We start from the raw sequence: 23,811 nt of genomic DNA on the forward strand, positions 1-23,811 counted from the left end.
TGTGCGCCCTACAGGATAATACCTATCAGTCCCCTCTTCAGGGGGATGTCTCTTAGTCACCTCTTTGAGTTCAGTGCAGTGAGTATTCACTCTGCCAGTACCGTGAGGGTTCCGTTCACCAGGCGTTCTGTGTTTTATGCAGCTACCGAACCGGTGAACGTCTTAGGGGAGTTCACCGTCACTCCCCTAAGAACCCCGACTCCCGGCAATAAATCGCCGCAAGCGGTAAACCTCCATTTTCCCTCATTTTTAGGGTCGGTTGCGATTCGTTCCCGACGATCACAACCTCTCGCCGTTCCCGACGGCTCGACCCTAAAAATGAGGGAAAATGGAGGCGATTTAAGCCGGACCCAACACCCTCGCTTCCACTCAGCATGACTTCTTACACACGGTATCGCTTCAGATTTTGCAGCAAAACCAAAGGTGACATTATTCCCAGAACGTGCACCCACGCCCTTGTTCCCGGCTTAAATCGCCCCAGTTTTTCCCCTTCAGTCAGGGTCACGTGGTCGGGAACCACGTGAGAGAGCGATCGTCAGGAACGAATCGCGAACGACCCTGAATGTTGGGGAAAAACTGGGGTTTACCGCTTTAGCGGCGATTTATTTGTCGGGCGCCGGGATTATCAAGGGGATGGCGTAATCCCCTTGATACGTTCACCGTTAGTTGTAATCACATGGAAAAGCCGAACGCACGGGTGAACGGAAAACCTCCGCGATAACAGATCTCCCCCTGAAAGATTACCAGAGCAGGATATGCATAAGAGACCGCTCCCTGGGAGAGAGTTAGGATGAGAGCATCCCAGCCTTCAAACCGCCATAAATCGCCGAGCCTGAACGCGCGTGGTTTCCACACTCTGCCCCGCGCGGTACAAATCACTGCCCAACCCTGCACCAGCGCAACCTGCTTGCCGATATTCGTGCAGGTTTTCCGGCGTCACACCACCTACAGCCAGTACCGGCACGCTAGGTGGCAATACTGCTTTCAGCGCGGAAATATAGGCTGGCCCAAATGCCGATGATGGGAAAATCTTCAACCACTGCGCACCGGCCTCCAGGGCAGTAAAGGCTTCGCTTGCTGTGGCGCAACCGGCGCAAACCAGCATTCCCGCGTCAACAGCCCGGCGAATTACGGCTGGATTGGTATTCGGCGTAACCACCAGTTTTGCACCCGCCTGCGCCAGAAAATCGACTTGCCCGACGTTCAGCACCGTTCCCGCGCCAATACATGCCTGCTCGCCGTAGCGACTCACCATTTGTGGGATACTTTGCTGCCAGTCCGGCGAGTTCAGCGGGATCTCAATGTAGCGGAACCCCTCTTCAATCAACGCCGCTACATGGCTGCCGGCCTCAAAAGGCTGAATGCCGCGCAAAATGGCAACTAACGGTTTAGCGTCTTGCATCGAGAATGCTCCTTATCCCTTGTTGGAATGCGGTATCGCCCGCAATTTCACTGACCGTGACGCCAGCCTTTTCAAATACCTGCCGATAGCGGCGGCAAAGCGATTCACCGCCCACCAGCGTCACATTGTCGACTGCATCCATTGCCGCGACTTCCGCGCCAATCAGCAGGCCAGAAAGCCATTCACTAACGGATTCCGGCGCTAGTTCACCCAGCACTCGCAACGCACGCGCTTCAAAAAGCCGGGTGACGAGCGAGGGGGAATCCAGCCCGTATTGCAGGCCAGCCTGGAACGCTGCCGGATCTTCACTTTGTTCCGGCAGCCCTTTGCCAATCAGCGAGTGGCTCATCAGCACGTGGTGCAGTTCGCCGGTCATCGCCGTGGAAAAATCGCTCACCGCACCGTTCGCGACCCACACCCATTTGCTGTGCGTGCCCGGCAGAACGTAGCAGGATGCTGGAGCCAATTGCATCGCGCCCAGCAACTGCGTTTCTTCGCCGCGCATAACGTTTCGTGAAGTGTGCAAACCTGGCACAATCCACACCAGCGGGGCGACTTCATAGAGTTGCGCACTCAGTTCATGCAACGACACCGGGCACGCCAGATACGGCACGGTCTGCCAGCCCGCATCACTACCAATAATTCCCGCCATTACCACGGGTAGTGCTTCGCGTTTGCGCCACGGCTCAATATATTTATCAAATACTTCGCGAGCGGTTTGCTCAACCAGGCGGCTGACGCCATAAGACAGTTGCAGGCTGTCTACACACTGCCCGTTGCGATAGAGCCAGGCGCGCAGGTGCGTGGAGCCCCAGTCGATGGCGATATAATTCTCGCTCATCGTGCGCTCCCCGTAGCGCGTTTACCCAGCGGCACCGGTACGGCATCCGGTTGGCTTTCACGTTCGCGGGTAATCATTTCCAGCGCTTCTTCACGGCTCATTTTGCTGGCTGGTGTCACCAGAGTAACCACAACTGCAAAGCCCAGGCTCGCCAGCACCGAAGGCACAACCGGATTTCCCCAAACACTCATCCAGCTATCATTCGCCAGCATCACCATCGAGGTACCCGCTCCGCCAATCAGCGCAGCCAATGCACCCTGCCAGTTAAAGCGATTCCAGAAGCGGCCCAATATCGAACAGATAAACATCCCGGACATGATCATCGAGATCATTTTGGTGATGTAACTGATGATGTCGTTGGAAGTCAGCGCGAACAGCAGCGCCAGGCCAATCACCAGCACGAGGAAAATACGCGACATACGAATCGCTTTTTCAGGTGCAGGCATATGGCCGGTGACCAGCGTGTAAAGATCGCGCAGCATGATGGAAACTGCGGCGATAGCATCGGAACTACCCGAAGACATATTGGCCGACATCCCGGCAATCAGCACCGCCATCGCCAGTACCGGCGGCAGAACCTGAGTTGCAAAGAGGAACGCAAAGCCGCTGTTTTCCAGCGCCGGATTCATGGTGTACGCCGCCATGCCGATAATCGCAGGCAGGAAGGAGAAGCCCAGATACAGCAGGCCGGTAATCACGAAGGATTTACGCACTGTACCTACTGATTTTGCAGAGTAAATACGCTGGCGGTAAGACGGTGTCGCCATTACGCCGACGCCAATTACTATCGCCAGAGAGCAAGCAGGCAAAATGCCGAGTTTATCTACCGCAAACAGGCTAAGTGCTGCCGGATCAACCGTTTGCTGAATGTGGCTCCAGCCGCCAACGTGGTGAACCGCCAGCCCCGCCATTAAAATAAAGCCGATAAACAGAATTAACGATTGAACAGTATCAATCCAGACCACGGCAGAATAACCGCCAATGCCCACGTAAACGATAAAGGCTGCAGCAATAATAATTTTCGCCGTATTAATATTGATGCCACTGGCCCAGGCAAGATATAAACCGCCCCCTAAAATATGAGCACCCAGCCAGCCAATGGAAGCGATGAATATTAATATCGCGACCACGTTCTTAATAATTTTACTGCCGCCGGTGTAATAAGATATTTCTTCGCTCATGGTCATAAAGCGCATTTTACGCACGGGCGCAAATAACCAGGCCACCAACAAAATACCCACTGCACCGCCAAGACCATAAAGCATTCCCGCCCAGCCGTTGGTGTAGCCAAAACCCACGGCACCCACGCTTGAGCCGGTTCCGACCATGGTGCCCACGGTCGAACCGAGTGTGAGGATCATCGGTAATGAACGGCCACCTAATAAAAAGTCGTCGCCATTCTTCTGGTTACGCGAAACATACCAACCCAGCGTTATCATCGCGCAGGCATAAATTCCAAACCAAATAAGGAAAGAATAATTATTCATGGCTTACTTCCAGATTAATTAAGTTACATTGGCTTTCTGAAAAAAGGGCGCAGAAAACCCGTTGGCACGTTCTTGGCGTACCGGAGTTATGTCGTAATAGTTATTTTGTAGGGTGGATGCGCAGGCACCATCCACCCTAAGTCAGATTATTTCGCGCGATCGGCGTTATAACAGGTCAAATCCACTTCCACTTTGCAATCGACCACCAGGTCAGCCACGCAGCACACGCGAGCGGGCGGATGGTCGGCAAAAAACTCGCTGAACACTTTGTTAAACGACTGGAAATAACGCGCATCGGTCAGGAAAACCTTCACATGCACCACGTCTTCCAGGGTGTAACCCGCGCTTTCCATAATATCCACGCAGTTCTGAATCGCCAGGCGGGACTGCTCGATAATGCCGCCCTCGACCACTTCACCGTCTTTCATCGGAGTTTGCCCGGAAACGTACAGCCAGCCACCCGCTTCCACCGCTTTAGCAAACGGCAGACGCTGCCCGCCCGTACCGGTGCTGCCACCTACTCCATAACGTTTAATGCTCATTGTTGCTCCTTAATTTGTTTACCGACGTAGAAAACGTCCGGCACGCCCAATCACTTTCTTATCACGACCATAACTCATTACGCCGTTAACCATCACGGCTTCAATACCGGCGGCGGGCTGCTGAGGATCGCTAAAGCTTGCCACGTCGCGCACGGTTTGCGGGTCGAACATCACCAGATCAGCATAGTAGCCACATTTCACCAGGCCGCGGCTGGGGAGCTGGAAACGTGCCGCTGACATGCCCGTCATCTTGTGAACCGCAACCGTGAGCGGGAATAATTTCTCGTCGCGGCTATAGTGCCCCAGCACGCGTGGGAATGCGCCCCACAGGCGGGGATGCGGCATCGGGTCGTTCGGCAAACCGTCGGAACCGACCATCGTCACCGGGTAACTCAACACGCGCCGCACGTCCTGCTCGTCCATGTTGTAGTAAATCGCGCCAGCGGGCATCAGCAATTTCCCTGCCTCCTGAAGCGACAGCGACCAGCTTTGCGCAATTTGTTTCAACGATTGCCCGGCAACTTCAGGGTGCGGTTCCGACCAGGTAATAATGATGTCGAAATCTTCGGTAATTTGTTTCATATCCAGCGTCGAGGAACTGGCGGAATACGGATAGCAGTCGCAGGAAACATCCTGCTGTTCGCGCACTTTGTCGAACAATTTCAGGGTTTCGACGGTGCGGCCCCAGTTTTTTGCTCCGGCACATTTATGGTGCGAAACCACAACCGGCACTTTGCCGTGGCGACCAATGCGAAACGCCTCATCAAGCGCTTCCAGAATCGGTTCAAACTCAGAGCGTAAATGGGTGGTGTAAATACCTTTCCCCGCCGCCAGTTCTTCCGCCAATGCCATCACCTCCTCGGTGGTGGACTGGAACGCGCTGCCATAGGCAAGGCCGGTGCTTAACCCCAGCCCGCCTTGCTGCAACGCCAGTCGAAGCTGTTCGCGCATTCCGGCGATTTCTTCCCCAGTGGCCGCGCGGTACAAGTCGTCCATATGATTGTTACGCAACGCCGTGTGGCCAATCAGCGTGCCGACGTTGATCGCAGGTTTAGCCTGCTCTACAGCCTGCGCGTAAGCAGCAACCGTTGGGTAAATAAAGTGCTCCACTTCACCGAGCAAATTCATCGGATCTGGCACACTGCCTTTCATGGTCGCCGTCGCCGCGCTGATGCCGCAGTTGCCGACAATCACCGTGGTGATGCCCTGGCTTATTTTCGGCAAATATTCCGGCATACGGATAACGTTGATGTCATCGTGGGTATGAACGTCAATAAAACCTGGGGCCAGTACACGGCCTGCGCCATCAATTTCATGCTGTGCCGAGCCGCTAATTGCCGGTGCGATTTGTGCAATGCGATCACCCTGCACGGCAACATCAGCGCGGTATTCCGGGCCGCCGCTACCATCAATGACTGTGACATTCCTGAACAGATAGTCGAACTTCATCTCATCCTTACCCCCGTTATGTGCTGGACTAAAGTTAACCATTTACAAGCGTAAAAAACAGTGGAAGACTACGCAAAACGCATATGAATTTGTGATACTTTTATTCATAAAATATCAAAATAACAAATAAAAACCTTATTTTTCATTAAATTAAATATGATATCCATCGTGATGCAAAAGATAAAACCAAAGGAATAATGTTATGAAATACCAGAACAGTAACCTCGTTCCACACAAATCAGCCCTGATGTTTACCCCTGCCAATATCCTCAACGAAGATATTTGTTTACCCGCAGCCGTTATCAAAAAAGATGCACTGGAGAACAATATCCAGTGGATGCAGCGCTATGCCGATACGCGCGGTGTCTCCCTGGCCCCCCACGGGAAAACCACCATGACGCCGTGGATTTTCCAGCAGCAGCAACAAGCAGGAGCCTGGGCGATAGGTGTTGGCAGTGCCTGGCAAGCAAGTATTGCGATGGTCAGCGGTATCAAACGCGTATTGATGGTTAACCAACTGGTTGGCAAAGCGAATATGCAGCTGGTTTCACAGCTAAAAACACAGTACCCGGATGTTGATTATCTGTGCTGCGTTGACAGTCTTGCCAACGCAAAAGCGCTTTCTGCTTTCTTTAGCGCGAATAACCAGCAGCTTGATATTTTGATTGAGCTGGGTGTGCCAGGTGGGCGCTGTGGTTGTCGCACGACTGAACAGGCACAAACCCTGGCCGAGGAAATATCTACACTCCCGGGTCTGCGCTTACGTGGTCTGGAACTGTATGAAGGCGTGCTGCACGGCGAAAACCCACAGCCAAAAGTGGAAGCCTTACTGCGCGACGCCGCGGTACTGGCCTGCACGCTTGAGCAATACGTTGATGGGGAATTTATCCTCACGGGTGCCGGTTCTGTCTGGTATGACGTGGTGTGTAATGTCTGGCTGGCCGAGCAAAAACCGGCAAACTGCCGCATTGTTATCCGCCCGGGTTGTTACATCACGCACGATGCAGGGATTTATCAGGAAGCGCAGGACGAGCTTATGGCACGCGATAAAGTCGCCTGTGATCTTGGCGGGGATTTAGTCTCGGCTCTGGAGCTGGTTGCGATGGTGCAATCGGTGCCAGAAAGCGACCGCGCTATTGTGAATTGTGGCAAACGTGACAGCGCTTTTGATGCAGGTTTGCCACAACCTGTTGCGCATTATCGGGCAGGCAAACCGCTGGAACTTTTGGCTAATACCATCGAAACCACCGGCATCATGGATCAGCATGCCATGCTGAAACTTAAACCCGGAGCAGATGTGCAGGTGGGGGATATTCTGGTGTTCAGCACTTCCCATCCTTGCCTGACGTTCGACAAATGGAAAGCGCTGTATTTGATTGACGATGAGTACAACGTGCTGGAAACATTAGAGACGGCGTTTTAGAACGGGTCAGGGCCATCCCTCCCCTTTCCAGGGGATGTCTCTTAGTCACCTCTTTGAGTTCAGTGCAGTGAGTATTCACTCTGTCAGTACCGTGAAGTTTCCGTTCACCAGGCGATATGTGATTTATGCAGCTACCGAACCGGTGAACGTCTTAGGGGAGTTCACCGTCACTCCCCTAAGAACCCCGACTCCCGGCAAGCAAATCGCCGCAAGCGGTAAACCTCCATTTTCCCTCATTTTTAGGGTCGGTTGCGATTCGTTGATTCGTCACGTCCCTGTGACGAACCACTTCGTGGCCAACGCAAGCATTGTTCAAAAATGTTCCAGACATTTTTGTCCGACGATCACAACCTCTCGCCGTTCCCGACGGCTCGACCCTAAAAATGAGGGAAAATGGAGGCGATTTAAGCCGGACCCAACACCCTCGCTTCCACTCAGCATTATTACTTGTGCAAGGTATCGCTTTAGATTCTTCAGCAAAACCAAAGGTAACATTATTCCCAGAACGTGCAGCCACGCCCTTGTTCCCGGCTTAAATCGCCCCAGTTTTTCCCCTTCAGTCAGGGTCACGTGGTCGGGAACCACGTGAGAGAGCGATCGTCGGGAACGAATCGCGAACGACCCTGAATGTTGGGGAAAAACTGGGGTTTACCGCTTTAGCGGCGATTTATTTGCCGGGCGCCGGGATTATCAAGGGGATGGCGTAATCCCCTTGATACGTTCACCGTTAGTTGTAATCACATGGAAAAGCTGAACGCACGGGTGAACGGAAAACCTCCGCACCTTACAGATCTCACCCTGGCAAGGAGGAGTTTGGGCGGGGGCATCTCAGCCACCCCAAAACCTCAACCATCAATCCCTTCGCAAAGCAAATCAATAACTAACAACGAACCGTAGCGCACTTCTGTTAGCGGCAAAAGAATATCGTCGCGGTGAATAAATGAGCCGCTATCCCGGCCAATGAAAATGATTTCAGCACCCAGCCGACGCGCCTGATGCGCCGCCGCAATCAGTGCATTTTCCGGTGCAGAGCCTGCGAAAATCACCAGCACTTGTCCGGCACCGAGCATCGATGCAGTAATACTCATCAGCGCTGGGTCCTGACAAATATTGGCCGGATAACCCTGAGTCAGCAGGCGATATTGCAGCAGGCTTGCAAAAGGTGTATCTGCCGCACTGGCGCTGAAAATATGCACCGCTTTTGCCTGCTTCAAACGATTAACTGCCTGATTTATAACTGCGGGTTGTAGTTCGCATAACTGCGAATTTAGTGCATTTTGCAGCCCGTTCAGTTTTTCACGCCATGGCAGAGCCATATCGCCACCGGCGACCGGTGTGCTGGCTTGCGCCAGTTTCATGCGCAAATCACGGATATCGTCACACCCTGCTGCTCGGGCAAATCGGGTAATGGTTGCCGGGCTAACCCCCGCAGCCGTCGCAAGCTGGTCGATGGTGGCAGATGCGGCAAAAGAGACATCATCAAGTATGGTCTGCGCCACGCGAGATTCTTGCTGGCTGAAGTCATTCAGGCGGTTGCGGATCTGGCCGAGAATATCCCCGTTATTTTCACGGCCTATTGAGTGCGAAAACCTCTCGAGTATTTCGCTGCCGATACCGGCGTTAAGTGCCAGCGCTTTCAGTGCCCCCGGATCGACCCACGCCGCATCGCCCAACATAGGGGCGGCAGGGACTTGCAGATTGTTCTCCTGCTGTTGATGGCGCACCTGGCCGATAAAATCATTGATATCGTTACAGCCAATGCTGCGCGCAAAGTGCTGCAACGTGGCAGGGCTCACCCCTGCCTTTGCCGCTAACTCTTCCATCGTTGCTTCAGGTATTTGCGCGAAGTTATCAAGGAAAAAGCGTGCCAGACGAGATTCTTGTGCAGGCAGGCCAGATAACCCGTGTACCAGTTGGTAAACAATATCCATAACAGGAGGCGTCCTAATATCGGCATTAACTGCTCGTTAAAAACATCATAAATGTTTGAAATTATTTTTCAATCCATCTCATTCACGTACACATTATTCTCTGCAACGCTCACCATATATATCCATTTTTCTATGGAGATCACATATTCATCCGCTCTGAGTGCCATCGGGAAATAATCCAACAAGGATCACACTCATGAAAATAATTTTCATACATGCTAATTAAAACAGCTAATGTATGAAATATGTTTTCAAATGAGGGGAAAGTTGTAATGAAAAAAATCATGTTGTGCTGTGCTGCCGGGATGTCCACCAGCATGCTGGTTCAGAAAATGCGTAACGAAGCGACGAAGCGTTCTCTTGAAATCGAAATAGACGCCATCCCGGTATCCGAAATTGAAGGCCAGTTGCGCCATGCCGACGTGGTATTGCTTGGCCCACAAGTACAGTACGAATTACAGCGCCTGACTGAGCTTTCCACACCGCTGGGGAAACCTGTCGCGGTGATAGATATGATGGATTACGGCACCATGCGCGGCGATCGCGTGCTGGATAAAGCCCTCGCCCTAATGGCCTAAGACAGGCGGAGAACAACATGAAAATTACCGTTATTGGCGGGGGAAGCAGTTATACCCCGGAATTGATTGAAGGATTGATTGAACGCCATGCTTCACTGCCAATGGCGGAATTGGCATTGGTGGATGTAGAAGCGGGCCGCCAGAAAGTCGATATTATTGCCGCCCTCGCCCGTCGCATGCTCGACAGAAATGGGCTGGAGTCCGTTAAGGTATCAGTACACTTTGATGCCGACGAAGCCATCAAAGGTTCCAGTTTTGTCTTAACACAGTTGCGCGTGGGGCAACTGCCAGCCCGCGCAGCTGATGAACGCCTGGGTTTAAGCCACAAGCTTCTCGGTCAGGAAACGACTGGGGTTGGCGGTTTTGCGAAAGCGTTGCGTACCATTCCAGTGATGCTCGATATTGCCCACCGTGTGGAGCGCCTCGCCCCGGATGCGTGGATTATCAACTTCACTAACCCAGCAGGCATCGTCACAGAAGCGGTATCACGCTATAGCAAAGCAAAAATCATCGGCCTGTGTAATGTACCGGTGACTATGCACCATATGATTGCCGACATGCTGAAATTACCTCACGACGCAGTAAAACTGCATTTTGCCGGGCTGAACCACATGGTCTGGGTGCATAAAGTTCTGGCAAACGGTCATGATGCCACCCATGAGGTAATCGAAATGTTGTGCGATGGCGAGCAGCTTTCGATGAACAACATTAAAGCGATTCCATGGCCTGCGGATTTGCTGCGCGCGTTAGGCGCCATTCCCTGCCCTTACCACCGTTACTTCTGGCAAACGCGCACCATGCTGGAAGATGAACTCTCGGATGCCGCCACTAAAGGCACTCGTGCCGAGCTAGTTATGAAGGTGGAAGAGTCACTATTTAAACTCTATGCCGATCCAAACCTCGATAAAAAACCGGAAGAACTCAGCCAGCGTGGCGGCTCGTTCTACTCCGAGGTCGCGGTGCAATTGATTAACGCCTTACATAATAATCTCGGTATTGAAATGGTGGTGAATACTGCCAACAGCGGTGCAATTCAGGGGTTACCGGACGACGCGGTGATTGAAACCAACTGCCTGATTGACGCCCTGGGCGCACATCCGCTGGCATTTGGGAAATTGCCACCGCTGATGAACGGCCTGACTCAGCAAGTTAAAGATTTTGAACGTTTGACCATTGAAGCCGCGGTTCATGGCGATAAGCAAAAAGCGTTACTCGCGCTGGTCGCAAACCCGCTGGTGGCTGATGTCAATCTGGCGTCTGCACTGGTCGATGAAGTGTTAAGTATCAACAAAGCGTGGTTGCCGCAGTTCGGCAAATAAATAAGCAATTCACCAAAGCAATAATAATACCCGGATCGGCAGATCCGTATCCGGGCAGGGGGTGTCTGTGTCTATAAACAAATCTATTATCGAAAAATATGTACTGCCAACCGCGCTAAAAATTGCCGGGCAAAAGCATGTGCTGTCTGTGCGTGACGGTATCATTCTGAACATGCCATTTATGTTGATTGGCTCGTTCTTCCTTATTTTTGCTTATCTACCGATACCGGGTTATGCCCAAATGATGAGTGACTTTTTCGGCCCAACCTGGCAGGAAAAAGTGCTCTATCCGGTTAAAGCGACCTACGACATCATGGCGATTATCTCCGCCTTTGGTATCGCTTATCGCCTGGCAGAAAAGTACCGCACTATCGACCCGTTGACTGCCGGAGCTGTGTCTCTGGTTGCGTTTATCATGACTATTCCGCAGCACATCATGTTTACACCTGCTACAGGCGGTGCTGCACAGTTAGTGAAAGGCGTAATGCCGATGGGGCAAATTGGCAGTCAGGGGTTGTTCGTCGCCATTCTTATCGCACTGCTTTCAACCGAAATTTACCGCTTTATCAACAACCGTAATCTGGTTATCCGTATGCCGGAAGGCGTGCCGCCAGCGGTAGCCAAATCCTTCCTTGCGTTGATCCCAGGCTTCTGCGTTTTAGCGGTAGTGCTGGCGCTGCGCCTGTTGGTTGAAGCAACACCATTTGGCGACATCAATACGATGATTACCGAACTGGTGGGCATCCCTATGAGTCATGTCGGCGGTTCACTGCCGGGTATGATTATCTCGGTGCTGCTGATTGGTATTCTGTGGATGCTGGGCCTGCATGGCGACACTATCGTACTGGTGTTTATCCGCCCGGTATGGTTAAGCAATATGTCGGAGAACCTCGAAGCCTTCCAGAACGGTTTGCCTATTCCTCATATTATCACCCAACAATTTTATGACTTGTGGATTGCCCCTGGCGGCACAGGTGCCCTGCTCGGACTGGTGATATTTATGCTTATCCGCAGTCGCAGCGCGCAGATGAAACAATTGGGTAAAATCGCCGCCCCCGGCAGCCTGTTTAATATCAGCGAACCGATGGTATTTGGCATTCCCATTGTGATGAACCCGTATCTGGTCGTGCCGTTTATTCTTACTCCTGTTGTATTAGTGATTGTTTCTTATATAGCAATGACCACCGGGCTTGTCGCCAAACCTGCGGGTATTGCCTTACCGTTCACTACACCGATCGTGGTCAGTGGATACCTGGCAACCGGCGGGCATATTTCAGGTTCCGTGCTACAAATCGTCAACCTCGGGATTTCGCTGGTGATGTATTACCCGTTCTTCCGTATCTGGGATAACCTGAAATATCGCGAAGAACAGGCCAGTAAATCGCAAAAAGAAGCTTCAGTAGCACCCGTAACAGAACAAATAACGTTGTAGAACCGGCGAAAAGGTGGATGGCATCCCATCCACCCTGCATCTGATTTTCTCAGATAAGGTTAGCAACAATCATACTTTTCAATACTGAACAATCTCTTATGCATCTCTTTTTGAACAAAATTTTTACTTGCCAAAGTTGGCGAGAAATACAGTTGTGAGCCATAGTCTAAAAGTAGGGAAAACAATTTATCTACCATAAGCAAAGATGAGGTTCGTCATGAAGATAGCTAAGGGTGTTTTGGTAGCGTTAACTTTGGGTGCAGTTTCATTCAGTGCATTGTCAGCAGAACTGTTGACGAAAGAAGCCTATAACGACCATAAAGATCAGTATGTAAAAGTCGGCAGCATCACCACCAGTGGTGAATTGTCACCATCTGATGCGAAAGCAGAACTTTCCAAGAAAGCTGATGAGCTGGGTGGTCAGTTTTATGTTGTAACGTCTGCAGATACCGAGAATAAAATTCACGGCACAGCAGAAGTTTATAAAAAGAAATAATCTGTCTTCTCTAGCCAAAATAATTCGAGTTGCATGAATACGGCGACGCAGTAAATCCCCTGTCGCTTACTCCAGTAAGTGACTGGGGTGAGTGATGAAAGCCAACGCACATGCAACTTGAAGTATGACGGATATAAATGGGCAACCCTTGGGTTGCCCATTTAACATCATTTCCCTTCACATTAAAGCCAAATAACCTTTCCAACCCAAAATACCCTATACTTTGCCATCCGTACCTGATTGATATACCTGAATAACACGGGTATCTGGGTGTCTCTGATGTATATATCAACCCGTTTTAGAATTGTGATTCATCTGTGCGCTTTTTTGGTTGTTCTCTACAGCCTGACGATGATCCCGCCAATGTTGCTGGCATTAATTGAAAAAGAACGCAGCCTGTTTGGTTTTCTTTATACTTTTATCATCACTTTTACGCTTGGAAGCCTGGCCTGGGTGATGACTGGCCGGTCTAATATTCAACTCGAAACCCGCGATGGCTTTATTATCATCGTTCTGTTTTGGCTGCTTTTTTCAGTTATCAGCGCCATGCCGCTGTGGCTGGATGATAGCTACAACGTCTCTTTAGCTGATGCTATGTTTGAGGGGGTTTCGGGTATTACAACTACCGGAGCCACTGTTTTTAACGATGTCTCCCTATTACCAAAATCAATCCTCTATTACCGCGCCCAGCTCAATTTTATCGGCGGTCTCGGTGTCATTGTGCTTGCTGTAGCAGTATTGCCGCTTCTGGGTATCGGAGGCATGAAGCTTTATCAGTCCGAAATGCCCGGCCCATTTAAAGAAGAGCGCCTCACGCCACGTCTTGCGGATACAGCCAAAAGTTTATGGCTGACTTACTTGCTGCTGGGTGCTGCCTGCACGATTGCGTACAAACTTGCCGGAATGCCGTTCTTTGATGCGCTTTGTCATGGCCTTTCCACCGTCTCATTAGGTGGCTTTTCTACACGCACCGAAAGTATCGGTTTTTACAACAGCTATGCTATTGAGCTTGTCGCCGGGGCTTTTTCATTGCTCTCCGCCATCAACTTCACCCTCTATTTTGTCGCCCTGGCACGTCGCAGCATTAAACCTTTTCTCAAGAGTGCAGAGTTGCGATTCTTCCTGATGGTCGCAAGCATTGTGATTTTAATCATTACTCTGGAAGTCTGGCGCGCGGGTATGTACGCCCTACCCGCATCGTTCGTTCATGCCTTTTTCCTGACCAGCTCAATGATTACCGATAACGGCCTTTCAACCAGCGATTACGCTTCATGGCCGGTACACACCATTGTTCTGTTGCTGTCAGCCAGTTTCTTTGGCGGCTGCGTGGGGTCAACCTGCGGCGGGATTAAAGCGCTGCGTTTCCTGGTATTATTTAAGCAAACCCGCCATGAAGTACATCAACTGGCCCACCCGCGCGCCATCATGAGTATTCGGGTTGGCAACTCGCCCGTTAACGACAGAGTTTTGCGTTCCGTGTGGAGTTTTTTCTTCCTCTACGTCGTGTGTACCTGCTTTTTTATCTGGATACTGAACTTGCAGGGATATGACCTGCTCACATCTTTTGCCACCGTCGCCGCCTGTATTAACAACATGGGGTTGGGGTTTGGCGAAACTGCCGCAGGATTTGGCACGTTGAGCGATAGTGCAAAATACTTAATGTGTGCGGCGATGTTGTTGGGTCGACTGGAGATCTATCCGGTGTTGATTTTGTTTTCGAGGACTTTCTGGCGGAGCTAATGTTGTTGGCAACCTGTGCTCTTCAAAGAGAATAAGCAAGGATTGCTATTTTCCGTTTACCCTAAAACTTTCTGCTGCCACACAGTTCAGTAAACGTGAACGTATCAAGGGGTTCCCCCCCTGGCACGTTCACCGTTCATTGATATATGCGGGATCGAATCACATCCAGGGGAACGGAAAGCAGCAAGAACGGTAGTTCAAGAAATCACCTCCCCACCCTGGGTATGGCACTTCCCCGTGACTCATCTCACACTTCCCCGCCAAACTTCGGGAACAACAAAAAACAGCAATTCACCAAACAAATAACGGAAAGTGATAAAAAAACTACCAACGTATACTGGCTCTACACCAGCCAAACAGATGGTAAAAATAATGACAACTGTACCTACAAAGCTTTCTGACAGTTACGTGAAAATCGGCACCCGCGAAAAAATCTGCTACGGATTTGGCGACTTTGCTTCTAACTTATCCTTCGGATTTGTTTCTCTATTTCTACTTTATTTTTATACCAACATTTATGGTATTTCGGCGGCTCAGGCCAGTTTGATTTTTGTTATCGCCCGGGTGACCGATGCAGCTTTTAATATCTTCATTGGTTATGCCGTGGATAAAACCCGCAGCCGTTACGGGAAATTAAGGCCATGGTTATTATACGGCTCAATTCCACTTGGCCTGCTGACGGTATTATGTTTCCTGACCGTCGAGGGCGACTTTAAATTCTTATACGCTCTGCTTTCATACACTCTTTATTGCCTGGCCTACACCGCAGTGAATACGCCTTACTCTGCGCTGACGAACCGGATGACTCAGCATGAAGGTTCGCGAGCATCGTTATCGGTCTACCGTTTTGTGTTGGCTATTTTTGGTTATCTGCTGGTTTCCACCACTGCGGATGCCTTAATTTCGCGCTTCACCGATAACCATATGGGCTATGTGTTTGTTGTTTCGTGTTTTGCACTGCTTGCCACCTTCTTCTTTCTGGCCTGTTTTGCCACCACCAAAGAACGTGTAACTGAAGACGATGGCCAGGCAGCTCCAACACTCAAAGAGATGCTGGCTGCCGTTTCAAGCAACACACCATTAATTCATTTATCGGCATACACGGTATTTGTTTATATCGGCTATACGGTCTGGATGGCGATCGCGATATATTTCATTAAATATATTATCCACGATGAAAACTTCACTGCGCAATTCTTTGCCATTCAGTCTGCGGCTTATATTGCAGGCACGATAGTGACTGAAAAATTAATTTCCCGGATGGGGAAAAAGAACACTTCTCTGCTGGCGATGCTGATTGGGATTGTTGGCCTGCTGGTGCAGTACTTTATTGCTGGCGACAATATCTGGCTGATTATGGGCGGGGTTTGCCTGTATAGCATCACGCTGGGCATGGGTTTTGTCACGATGTGGTCAATGATTGCCGACACCGTTGAATACGCTGAATGGAAGCACGGTGTTCGTACCGAAGGCGCGATTTACGGCTTCTTCAACTTTATTACCAAAATCGCGATGGCGATTGGCGGCGGCTGTGCCGGCTGGGTGCTGGATTATTTTGATTACAACGCCGCAAGCATTAGTCCAAATGCGCTTAAAGGCATCAACATTATGATGACGCTATTCCCCGCAACCATGTTCGCGCTGGCTGCCGTATTCATCATCTTCTATTCGCTCGATGAAAAAACCTATCGCGATATCGTCGTTAAAATTACCCAGCGCAAAGAGCACGCCCTTTAATCCCGAGGATGACGGAAATGAACAATAAATTTCAAACTATTATTGCCGCGATGTCGGCCGAAGAAAAAGTCACCTTACTGACGGGTAAAGGGTTGTGGCGCACCGCTTCACTGCCTCAACACGGCATTGAAGATATCGTGATGACCGACGGGACTTATGGCGTGCGCTACAGTACCAGCCAAATTGAACAGGGCGAAAAATGGAGCATGACCGATTTTATTTCGGTTATCTCCCAAAGTGCCGCAGATGCTACCCCAATTGAAAACCAGGCGCGTGGCGGCAGTGAATCGTTGTTTAGCCATTCCAAACCGGCCACCTGCTTCCCAAACGGCTCTACTCTCGCCTGTAGCTGGGATACCGATTTGGTTTATCAAATGGGCCAGGCTCTGGGGCGTGAGTGCCAGGAAATGGGCGTCGGGATTTTACTTGGGCCGGGTATTAATATTCGCCGCACACCGCTTGCCGGGCGCAGTTATGAATATTACTCCGAAGACCCGGTCATCAGTGGTGACACGGCGGCGGCACTTATCAACGGCCTGCAAGACGAAGGCGTGGGTGCCAGTCTTAAACACTTTGCTTGTAATAACTCAGAGTTTCGCCGCACCGAAATGGACTCGATCGTTGACGAACGCGCACTGCGTGAAATCTACCTTGCGGGCTTTAAACGTGCGATTGATAAATCCCAACCCTGGACGGTAATGTCTTCCTACAATCGTTTGAACGGCGTGCAAACCTCGCAGGACCCGTTCTTGCTCACCCAGGTTTTACGCGATGAGTGGCAATACAACGGGTTAGTGATGTCCGACTGGTACGGAATCAAAGACCGCCCTGCGTCGTTGCTGGCGGGGAACGATCTGGCAATGCCTGAAACCCTGCATGACAAGCAACAATTACAGGCCGCAGTTGACCGTGGTGAGATCCCAACCGAACGTCTGGACCAGGCTTGCCTGCGCATGTTGGAGCTGCTCGATAAAGTGCACCAAAACCGCCGCCCAGGTTTTCGCGCCGATTTTAATCAGCACCACCGTCTGGCCCAAAAACTGGCGGCGGAATCTATCGTGCTGCTGAAAAACGAGAATGATTTACTGCCGTTAACGCCAGCTACCGCCCGCAGCATCGCCATTCTGGGTAAACCAGCACAAGAGCCGGTTATTCAGGGTTCAGGCTGTGCGACAACGGTGCCGTATTTGCTCGACAGACCACTTGATGAAATCTTTGATGTCGCGGGAGACAACTTCCAGATTCGCTATGCCATAGGCACACCGGATGACAACGCCGTTGACCAACAAGCGCTGGACCACGCCATTGAAACCGCCAGAACCGCCGATGTCGCCGTGGTTTTTGTCAGCACCGCAATTGGTGAGGACGGTGAAAATGGCGATCGTCAGGATCTTAATATTCTGCCGTCGCATGAGGCGCTTATCCGCGCTGTGTCTGAAGTTCAGCCAAATGTGGTTGTGGTTCTGTCTAACAGCGATGCGGTGGTCATGCCGTGGCTTTCTAACTGTGGCGCACTGCTGGAAACCTTCTTTGCCGGACAAGGAATGGGGCGTGCAGTGGCCGATATTCTGTTCGGCAATGCCAACCCATGTGGCAAATTAACCACTACGCTTCCGAACTCACTTGAAGAAACGCCAGCCTGGCTTAGCTACCCTGGAGAAAATCTGCGCCATCACTACAGCGAAGGGTTATTTGTCGGCTATCGTTATTACGACAAGCGCAATATTACGCCACTGTTTCCCTTCGGCTTTGGTTTGAGCTACACCCAGTTTGACTACAGCAATTTGCGTTTATCCGAATCCATGTGGGCAACAGATGCACCGCTTGAAGTCAGGGTGGATGTGACTAACAGTGGGAAACGGGCGGGCAAAGAGATTGTGCAGTTGTATCTGAGCGCGCCGCAGGGCGAGATACAGCGTGAGCCTCAGGCGTTGAAAGCCTTCGGCAAAGTCGCACTGGCAGCGGGCGAAACGCGCACCGTCACGCTAACCCTTAACCGGGAAGATCTGGCTTACTACAACCCGGTGCTGAACCGTTGGGTAATCGACTCTGGGGTATACCGTATAAAAATCGGTAAATCCTCCAGGGAGATTGCCCTTGCAAGCGAAGTTAAGGTCATCAGCGAGCCGGTTTTATTGCCAATACGCAACGACAGCTCAGTACAGCAGTTGATCAAAAACCCGCCTGTTTTCGCGCGTGTCGCAAAGCTGATTGCCAGTAAGAATGGGCAAACACCTGAAGCGGTCCAGGAAAAACTAACCGTCATGGCGCCCGATTTAATCTTCGGCCTGTTCATTACGTTGACGGAGTTTTTGGCACTGGAAATCAGCCTGGATGAGCTGAACACGGCGCTGGCCGAAATCTGATATTCTCGGTTTATCCACGCAATGGGCTTTGCAATTGGATGGAGCAAAGCCCGGACAACGCCGGAGCAAAATGAATGTTTCCTTTTTCGGTCACTCGCAAGTTTGCTGCTTCACCCCAGCCACAACCGGCTGGCCAGTCAGGCTGCGAATTGATTGCATTCGACGCCGAGCAGCTTAACGTTTTCTCCGCAGAAGTTCGTTATTGCGAGCCGCATTGGCACCCGGCACCGGAGTTGATTCTGGTACTTTCAGGTTCATTTTCTATTGCAGTCAGCCAGGATACCCACCAGCTTGCGGCAGGGGAAATGCTCTATATCAATGCCGAAGAGGTGCATTCGCTCGAAGCTCACGCCACAGCAAGCAGCCTGCTGACCGTGCAGTTTTCCCCTGGGCTGTTTAATAAAACACACCCTGTTCCACGCCTTGAATATCGCAGCATGCGCAGTTCACTCACCTCAAGTGACAGCCACGTTTATCGCGCGCTGGCGTCATTGGTTGCGCATTTGATTCAACAAGCCAGCCCATTTAGCCGCATCGCCGCTGTTTATCTGCTGCTGGATGCGCTTGAAAAAGCCGGATCTCCTGCCCTGCAAAGTCAAATTCACGCCCGCGATGTCGTGATGATTAAGGAGTGTATTGAGTTTATTAACCTGCACTACGAGGAGGATTTAACGCTGGGCCAGCTTGCGGAACAGGCGGGAGTCAGTTACCACCATTTCTCGCGTACCTTCAAGAAAGTCAGTAACCATAATTTCAAAGAATATCTGACCCTGATCAGAACCAACAAAGCACGGCAATTATTAAAAGACACCCATATTCCGATTACCGAAATCAGTCAGATTTGTGGCTTTCGGGAACATAAGCACCTGATATTCGCCTTTAATAAATACTGTTCAATGACGCCAACCGATTTTCGCAAACGCTATTTAAGCAGCCTTAATGTACCGCAGCCGGAAATGACCGAAGATTGCCGCTGCCTGCCGTTAAATGAGGCGCTGCTAAAACAACTGATTGCGCTGTCCGGGCATCCCTGCCCGCAACAACAATCACTACTCACTACACGCTAAGTTCACCCCAGACCAGATTCCCTTTATGGAAGGTCGCGGTTCGTGGAGAGATGCGTGCCACGGCTTCGGCAGAACATGAGGCATCCACCAGCACAAAGCTTGCTTCATCCTGCGCTTTTGGCCACACACGCTCGCCATTGTCATTAAGCGGCAGCACGTTGCCGGTGGCAATCGCAAGGGATCGTGAAAGATTCAATTCACTGACACGCATATAGAGCTGCGCATAAAGGTTGGCTTTCTCCAGCATGTCGCCCAGGCCATACGGCGACCAGTGATCGATCACGCTGTCGGTGCCCGTCATCACAAACACGCCCTTCTCTTGTAACTGCTTGAGTGGCATATGCATGGTGCCAATCGGCACGGTTGACGCGATAGTAATTTGTTGCGCCGCCATTCGTGTAGCAATCGCATCAACCTCTTGTTCGTTCATCATCGCCAGTGCAAAACCGTGGCTAATGGTCAATTTGCCTTTCAGCTCAGGGGTTTTCTCCACCGTTTCAACCATGTAATTCACTGCGGCAATCCCCGCAGGGCTTGTTTCATGCAGGTGAATATCAACACCTTTCTTGTAGTCGATAGCTATCTGGAACATGGCATCTAAAGATTTTTCCATCGCCCCATCAACGTTAGTCGGGTCAAGCCCACCCACGTAGTGAGCGCCCGCTTGCATTGCATCGCGCATCAACGCAACGGAGTTAGAGTGCAGCAAACCATGCTGAGGAAACGCGACAATTTCACAGCTAAAACCAGACTTACGGCGTTCCAGAACCGCTTGCAGATTTTCGAGGTTTTTCAGCCCGGAAACGGGCTCAACGTTGCAATGGCTTCGGGCGATAGTCGAGCCTTTCGACTGAATCAAATCAATCAGTTTTTCTGCTCGCTCCTGAGTGACCGGTTGCAGTTCTGGCAGCAATTTTTGCTCAAGGGCAATCATGTCCAGAATGGTGGTTCCCGCCGGGCGGTTGTGCACACGCCACGGGCCACCGTAGAAAGTTTTATCAAGATGGATATGCATATCGCGCATCGCAGGCAGCAGCAGTTTCCCGGACGCATCGTAATGGGCAAGGGTGGCATCGGGATGCTGTTTATTTGCGAGCAGTGCCGCAATTTTGCCGTCTTTAATTTCCAGCGTTTTCAGCTCGGTTTGCGTACCAACAATAGTCTGCCCTTCGCGGTTAAAACCCGCCTCCAGCAGCACGTTGTCGAGGTAGTAATGCGATTCTTTAATGGCGCTCATGCGATTGTCCGTCTCACAGGTAAGGGAGGCTGGTTTCGCAGCATACGCCATTGAGCCAGTCGCGCCAAAGAGTGCGCAGGCAGCAGCCACTTTGCCGCCACCACTTAAAAATTCACGGCGGCTTTTTTCTGCATTATTCATTGAGTTCTCCCACTCTTAAGCATTAACAATATGAGTGCCCGTCTCGCCACGTAAGGCCGCAGGTAATTTTTCAGGCGTGGTGATAATCACGCGTTTGCCGCCATTGCGCAGGAATGCAAGGCTTGCGGTGATTTTTGGCAGCATGCTGCCCGGTGGGAAATGGCCCTCTTCGCTGAAATGCGCCATCTGTTCAACCGTGACTTCATCAAGTGCTCGTTGCTCTGGTTTACCAAAGTGAATACACACTTTCTCCACACCGGTGGTGATAACCAGAATGTCAGCATTTACTTCGCGTGCCAGCAGCGCGGTAGAAAGGTCTTTATCGATAACCGCATCCACGCTCTGGTAATCACCCTGTTCGCTGCGAATCACCGGAATGCCACCACCGCCTGCGCCAATCACCACAAAACCTTGCTTAATCAGCGCGCTAATCGCATCTGCTTCAACAATACGTTTTGGCTCAGGAGACGCCACAACCCGACGATAGCCACGCCCGGAATCTTCAACAAACTGCCAGTCCGGATGGGCGACTTTCAGCGCTTCGCACTGTTGTTCGCTAAAGAACGCGCCAATCGGCTTGGTCGGATGGGTAAAGTTAGGATCGTTTTTGTCCACTTCCACTTGAGTGATCACGGTGACCGCTTTTTTGTCTCCGTGTTTACCCAACTGGTTATTTAGCGCCTGCTGAATCAGATAGCCGATGCCACCCTGGGTATCTGCCACACAGTTAGCCAGCGGTGTGAGCGGCAACCCCTCTTTCTCATGGGCGATTTCCGCACGGCGCAGATCCAGCCCCACCTGCGGGCCATTGCCGTGCGTCAGTACGATGTCGTAATCCGACGAGAGCATTTCCAGCACCGTCTGAGCTACTTCTTTAACCGCAATTTGCTGATGTTCAACCGACTGGCTGGCGTTGTCTTTGATGATGCTGTTGCCGCCAATTGCCACTACCACAAGTTGTTTCATTATTTTTATCCTTTAGGGCAAGGGCCGGTGGATGACACCTGCGGTTTATCCACCCTACGATTGATGATTTACGTAGGGCGGATAAGCACCGCGTCATCCGCCATTTTTTTAAACAGAAGTCACAACCTCAGATGCCGCTTCACGACGGTCGAGCACATGCTTCACGACAAACATCGCGCCCATCATCAAATAGGCGGTGACAAACATCAGCGAACTGCCCTGGGCAAAACCGACCATCGGCGCATGAATCACGCCAAACAGCGCCAGCAACGCCCCGACTACCGCCGCAACCGCGCCGCGTAACGGTTTGTTGATAATCGCGAAGATTGCGACGCAACCCCACAACATGCTGGCGAGCGGTGCGCCGTTACCCAAATGCACCAGTCCCTGGTAAAACACCCCTTTATGAGCCAGCGCTTCCGGGCCGATTTTCGCAGCCGATGTCCCGGCCGCTGCCATCACGCTATTCACCATGGTCAGCGCCCAGTTGGCTATCCACGGGAACAGGCAGATGAAGATAACCGGCACCTCTATTTTCGGCGTCTCTCGCACCACCTGGTTTGCCGTTACCACGCCGATAAATACCAGAATCGGCACAATGGCAGTCATCGGAATAATGGCCAGCATGAATGCACCGAGGCCAAATAGCGGCACGATAAACATCGTCACACCTGACGCCAGCGTGTAGCCGATACTCGCGCCCATCGCCTTCCAGCCCGCATGGCCAACGTACACCGTCACCGGGAATGGGTTGCCCATCAGACAACCGAGCGTTGAAGCCAGGCCGTTGGTCAGCATCACTTTACGGGTGTTGTACTCATCACCCGCTGCGTGGGCACTCTCAATGTTTTCCAGGTCGAAAATGTAGTTCGCAAGCCCCAACGGAACGGCCGATGCCAGGTAAGGCAGCGCATGAGGTAAGCCTTGCAGGAAGCTATCAACATGAATCGATGGCGGGTTAAAACCGAATGATGACATCGACGCTTTAATCGCTTCCGGGCTTTGCAGGCCGGAAATCCACGCCAGCGCAGTCCCGGCAACCAGCAGTAATAAGCCGGTCGGAATACGGGCAAAAATCGGCTTTTTACCAAACCAGTTGATGAAGATAAGCAGCAGCACGATGAAGGAAACTGTTGGTGCTTCAAATGCCTGCAACATCGGGTTCATCGCCAGTAACAGCAGACCTAAACCCGATAAACATGAAAGCAATACAGTACGCGGGATCATCTTACGGATGGTTTCGCCAAGGAACGAACCGCCCACCAGAATCATCGCTTCAACAAAACACCACACCAGGCCAATCTGAATCGCAAACTCAGCGTCGCCAGTTTGCTGGTAGACCGGCATCAGCACCAAAAACGTCACGGTAAAGATTGACGGTGCGCTTGGCCCGGAGGGCAGCGCCGTCACATCTTTGCGCCCTGTCTCTTTTGCCAGTTGCAAACCAAACCAGGCGTAGCAAACGCTCGCGACCAGCACCGCCAGCCCGAAGGCTGGCGCAATGCGCCCGTAAACAATTTCTGTCGGGATACCCACCACAAAAATGAGTAACCCCATCATGGTTAGCAAGTTGGTCAGGTTGTTAGTCATCAACCCGAAATATGCCGCCCAGTCACCGCGTTTCCACTCAAGCTTAACGTTTGTCATCGGGGTATCC

Annotated in this window: 18 protein-coding genes; 9 read left to right on the forward strand and 9 right to left on the reverse strand. The window is 51.4% G+C overall.

Going from position 1 to position 23,811, the window contains the following annotated elements; all coding sequences use genetic code 11:
• Nucleotides 1–808: 808 nt before the first annotated feature.
• From IX31_RS07675 to IX31_RS07695, 5 genes are all read right to left on the reverse strand, one after another.
• Nucleotides 809–1,402 (reverse strand): 2-dehydro-3-deoxy-6-phosphogalactonate aldolase, encoded by a 594-nt coding sequence (locus IX31_RS07675; protein WP_034456800.1) that lies wholly within the window; start codon nucleotides 1,400–1,402, stop codon nucleotides 809–811.
• On the reverse strand, nucleotides 1,389–2,243 hold the full coding sequence (locus IX31_RS07680) for a 2-dehydro-3-deoxygalactonokinase (protein WP_034456802.1): 855 nt from the start codon (nucleotides 2,241–2,243) through the stop codon (nucleotides 1,389–1,391). The genes IX31_RS07675 and IX31_RS07680 overlap by 14 nt, the downstream gene beginning before the upstream one ends.
• On the reverse strand, nucleotides 2,240–3,730 hold the full coding sequence (locus IX31_RS07685; protein WP_034456804.1) for a sodium:solute symporter family protein: 1,491 nt from the start codon (nucleotides 3,728–3,730) through the stop codon (nucleotides 2,240–2,242). Before IX31_RS07685 ends, IX31_RS07680 begins: the two co-directional genes overlap by 4 nt.
• Nucleotides 3,731–3,876: 146 nt before the next feature.
• Nucleotides 3,877–4,272, reverse strand: coding sequence for a RidA family protein (locus IX31_RS07690; RefSeq protein ID WP_034456806.1), 396 nt, complete (start codon nucleotides 4,270–4,272; stop codon nucleotides 3,877–3,879).
• A gap of 18 nt (nucleotides 4,273–4,290) precedes the next feature.
• A complete protein-coding gene (locus IX31_RS07695; protein WP_034456808.1) occupies nucleotides 4,291–5,721 on the reverse strand; it encodes an N-acyl-D-amino-acid deacylase family protein in 1,431 nt (476 codons plus the stop codon).
• A gap of 202 nt (nucleotides 5,722–5,923) precedes the next feature.
• Between IX31_RS07695 and IX31_RS07700 the strand changes: the two genes are divergently transcribed.
• Nucleotides 5,924–7,144, forward strand: coding sequence for an amino acid deaminase (locus IX31_RS07700; RefSeq protein WP_034456810.1), 1,221 nt, complete (start codon nucleotides 5,924–5,926; stop codon nucleotides 7,142–7,144).
• Between the two features lie 845 nt (nucleotides 7,145–7,989).
• Here the strand turns inward: IX31_RS07700 and IX31_RS07705 are convergent.
• On the reverse strand, nucleotides 7,990–9,075 hold the full coding sequence (locus IX31_RS07705; protein WP_051880592.1) for a MurR/RpiR family transcriptional regulator: 1,086 nt from the start codon (nucleotides 9,073–9,075) through the stop codon (nucleotides 7,990–7,992).
• 272 nt (nucleotides 9,076–9,347) lie between these two features.
• On the opposite strand from IX31_RS07705, the gene IX31_RS07710 reads away from it, so the two are divergent.
• From IX31_RS07710 to IX31_RS07745, 8 genes are all read left to right on the forward strand, one after another.
• The gene (locus IX31_RS07710; RefSeq protein ID WP_034456812.1) at nucleotides 9,348–9,653 is read left to right on the forward strand and encodes a PTS sugar transporter subunit IIB; all 306 of its coding nucleotides are present in this window, start codon (nucleotides 9,348–9,350) and stop codon (nucleotides 9,651–9,653) included.
• Between the two features lie 17 nt (nucleotides 9,654–9,670).
• Nucleotides 9,671–10,972: a 6-phospho-beta-glucosidase gene (locus tag IX31_RS07715; protein WP_034456814.1), complete on the forward strand. Its 1,302-nt coding sequence runs from the start codon at nucleotides 9,671–9,673 to the stop codon at nucleotides 10,970–10,972.
• Nucleotides 10,973–11,045: 73 nt separating this feature from the next.
• The gene (gene celB, locus IX31_RS07720; protein WP_034457245.1) at nucleotides 11,046–12,404 is read left to right on the forward strand and encodes a PTS cellobiose transporter subunit IIC; all 1,359 of its coding nucleotides are present in this window, start codon (nucleotides 11,046–11,048) and stop codon (nucleotides 12,402–12,404) included.
• Nucleotides 12,405–12,621: 217 nt separating this feature from the next.
• A complete protein-coding gene (gene yahO, locus IX31_RS07725; RefSeq protein ID WP_034456816.1) occupies nucleotides 12,622–12,900 on the forward strand; it encodes a DUF1471 family periplasmic protein YahO in 279 nt (92 codons plus the stop codon).
• 279 nt (nucleotides 12,901–13,179) lie between these two features.
• On the forward strand, nucleotides 13,180–14,640 hold the full coding sequence (locus IX31_RS07730; RefSeq protein ID WP_034456818.1) for a TrkH family potassium uptake protein: 1,461 nt from the start codon (nucleotides 13,180–13,182) through the stop codon (nucleotides 14,638–14,640).
• Between the two features lie 372 nt (nucleotides 14,641–15,012).
• Entirely contained in the window at nucleotides 15,013–16,377 is a 1,365-nt protein-coding gene (locus IX31_RS07735) for an MFS transporter (protein ID WP_034456820.1), read from the forward strand.
• A gap of 17 nt (nucleotides 16,378–16,394) precedes the next feature.
• Nucleotides 16,395–18,743 carry a glycoside hydrolase family 3 C-terminal domain-containing protein gene (locus tag IX31_RS07740; protein ID WP_034456822.1) on the forward strand — a complete coding sequence of 783 codons (2,349 nt, stop codon included), beginning with the start codon at nucleotides 16,395–16,397 and terminating at the stop codon, nucleotides 18,741–18,743.
• A 74-nt stretch (nucleotides 18,744–18,817) separates the two neighbouring features.
• The gene (locus tag IX31_RS07745; protein WP_051880595.1) at nucleotides 18,818–19,810 is read left to right on the forward strand and encodes a helix-turn-helix transcriptional regulator; all 993 of its coding nucleotides are present in this window, start codon (nucleotides 18,818–18,820) and stop codon (nucleotides 19,808–19,810) included.
• Here IX31_RS07745 and IX31_RS07750 read toward each other — a convergent pair.
• The 3 genes from IX31_RS07750 to IX31_RS07760 all read right to left on the reverse strand — a co-directional run bounded on the left by IX31_RS07750 (nucleotide 19,800) and on the right by IX31_RS07760 (nucleotide 23,801).
• A complete protein-coding gene (locus IX31_RS07750) occupies nucleotides 19,800–21,188 on the reverse strand; it encodes an amidohydrolase family protein (protein ID WP_034456823.1) in 1,389 nt (462 codons plus the stop codon). The two genes, IX31_RS07745 and IX31_RS07750, sit on opposite strands and share 11 nt — an antisense overlap.
• Nucleotides 21,189–21,203: 15 nt before the next feature.
• Nucleotides 21,204–22,154: a carbamate kinase family protein gene (locus IX31_RS07755; protein ID WP_034456825.1), complete on the reverse strand. Its 951-nt coding sequence runs from the start codon at nucleotides 22,152–22,154 to the stop codon at nucleotides 21,204–21,206.
• 108 nt (nucleotides 22,155–22,262) lie between these two features.
• Nucleotides 22,263–23,801: a xanthine permease gene (locus IX31_RS07760; protein WP_034456827.1), complete on the reverse strand. Its 1,539-nt coding sequence runs from the start codon at nucleotides 23,799–23,801 to the stop codon at nucleotides 22,263–22,265.
• Nucleotides 23,802–23,811: the final 10 nt, after the last annotated feature.

This window comes from Buttiauxella noackiae, from assembly GCF_000737905.1.
Classification (GTDB): Bacteria; Pseudomonadota; Gammaproteobacteria; order Enterobacterales; family Enterobacteriaceae; genus Buttiauxella; species Buttiauxella noackiae.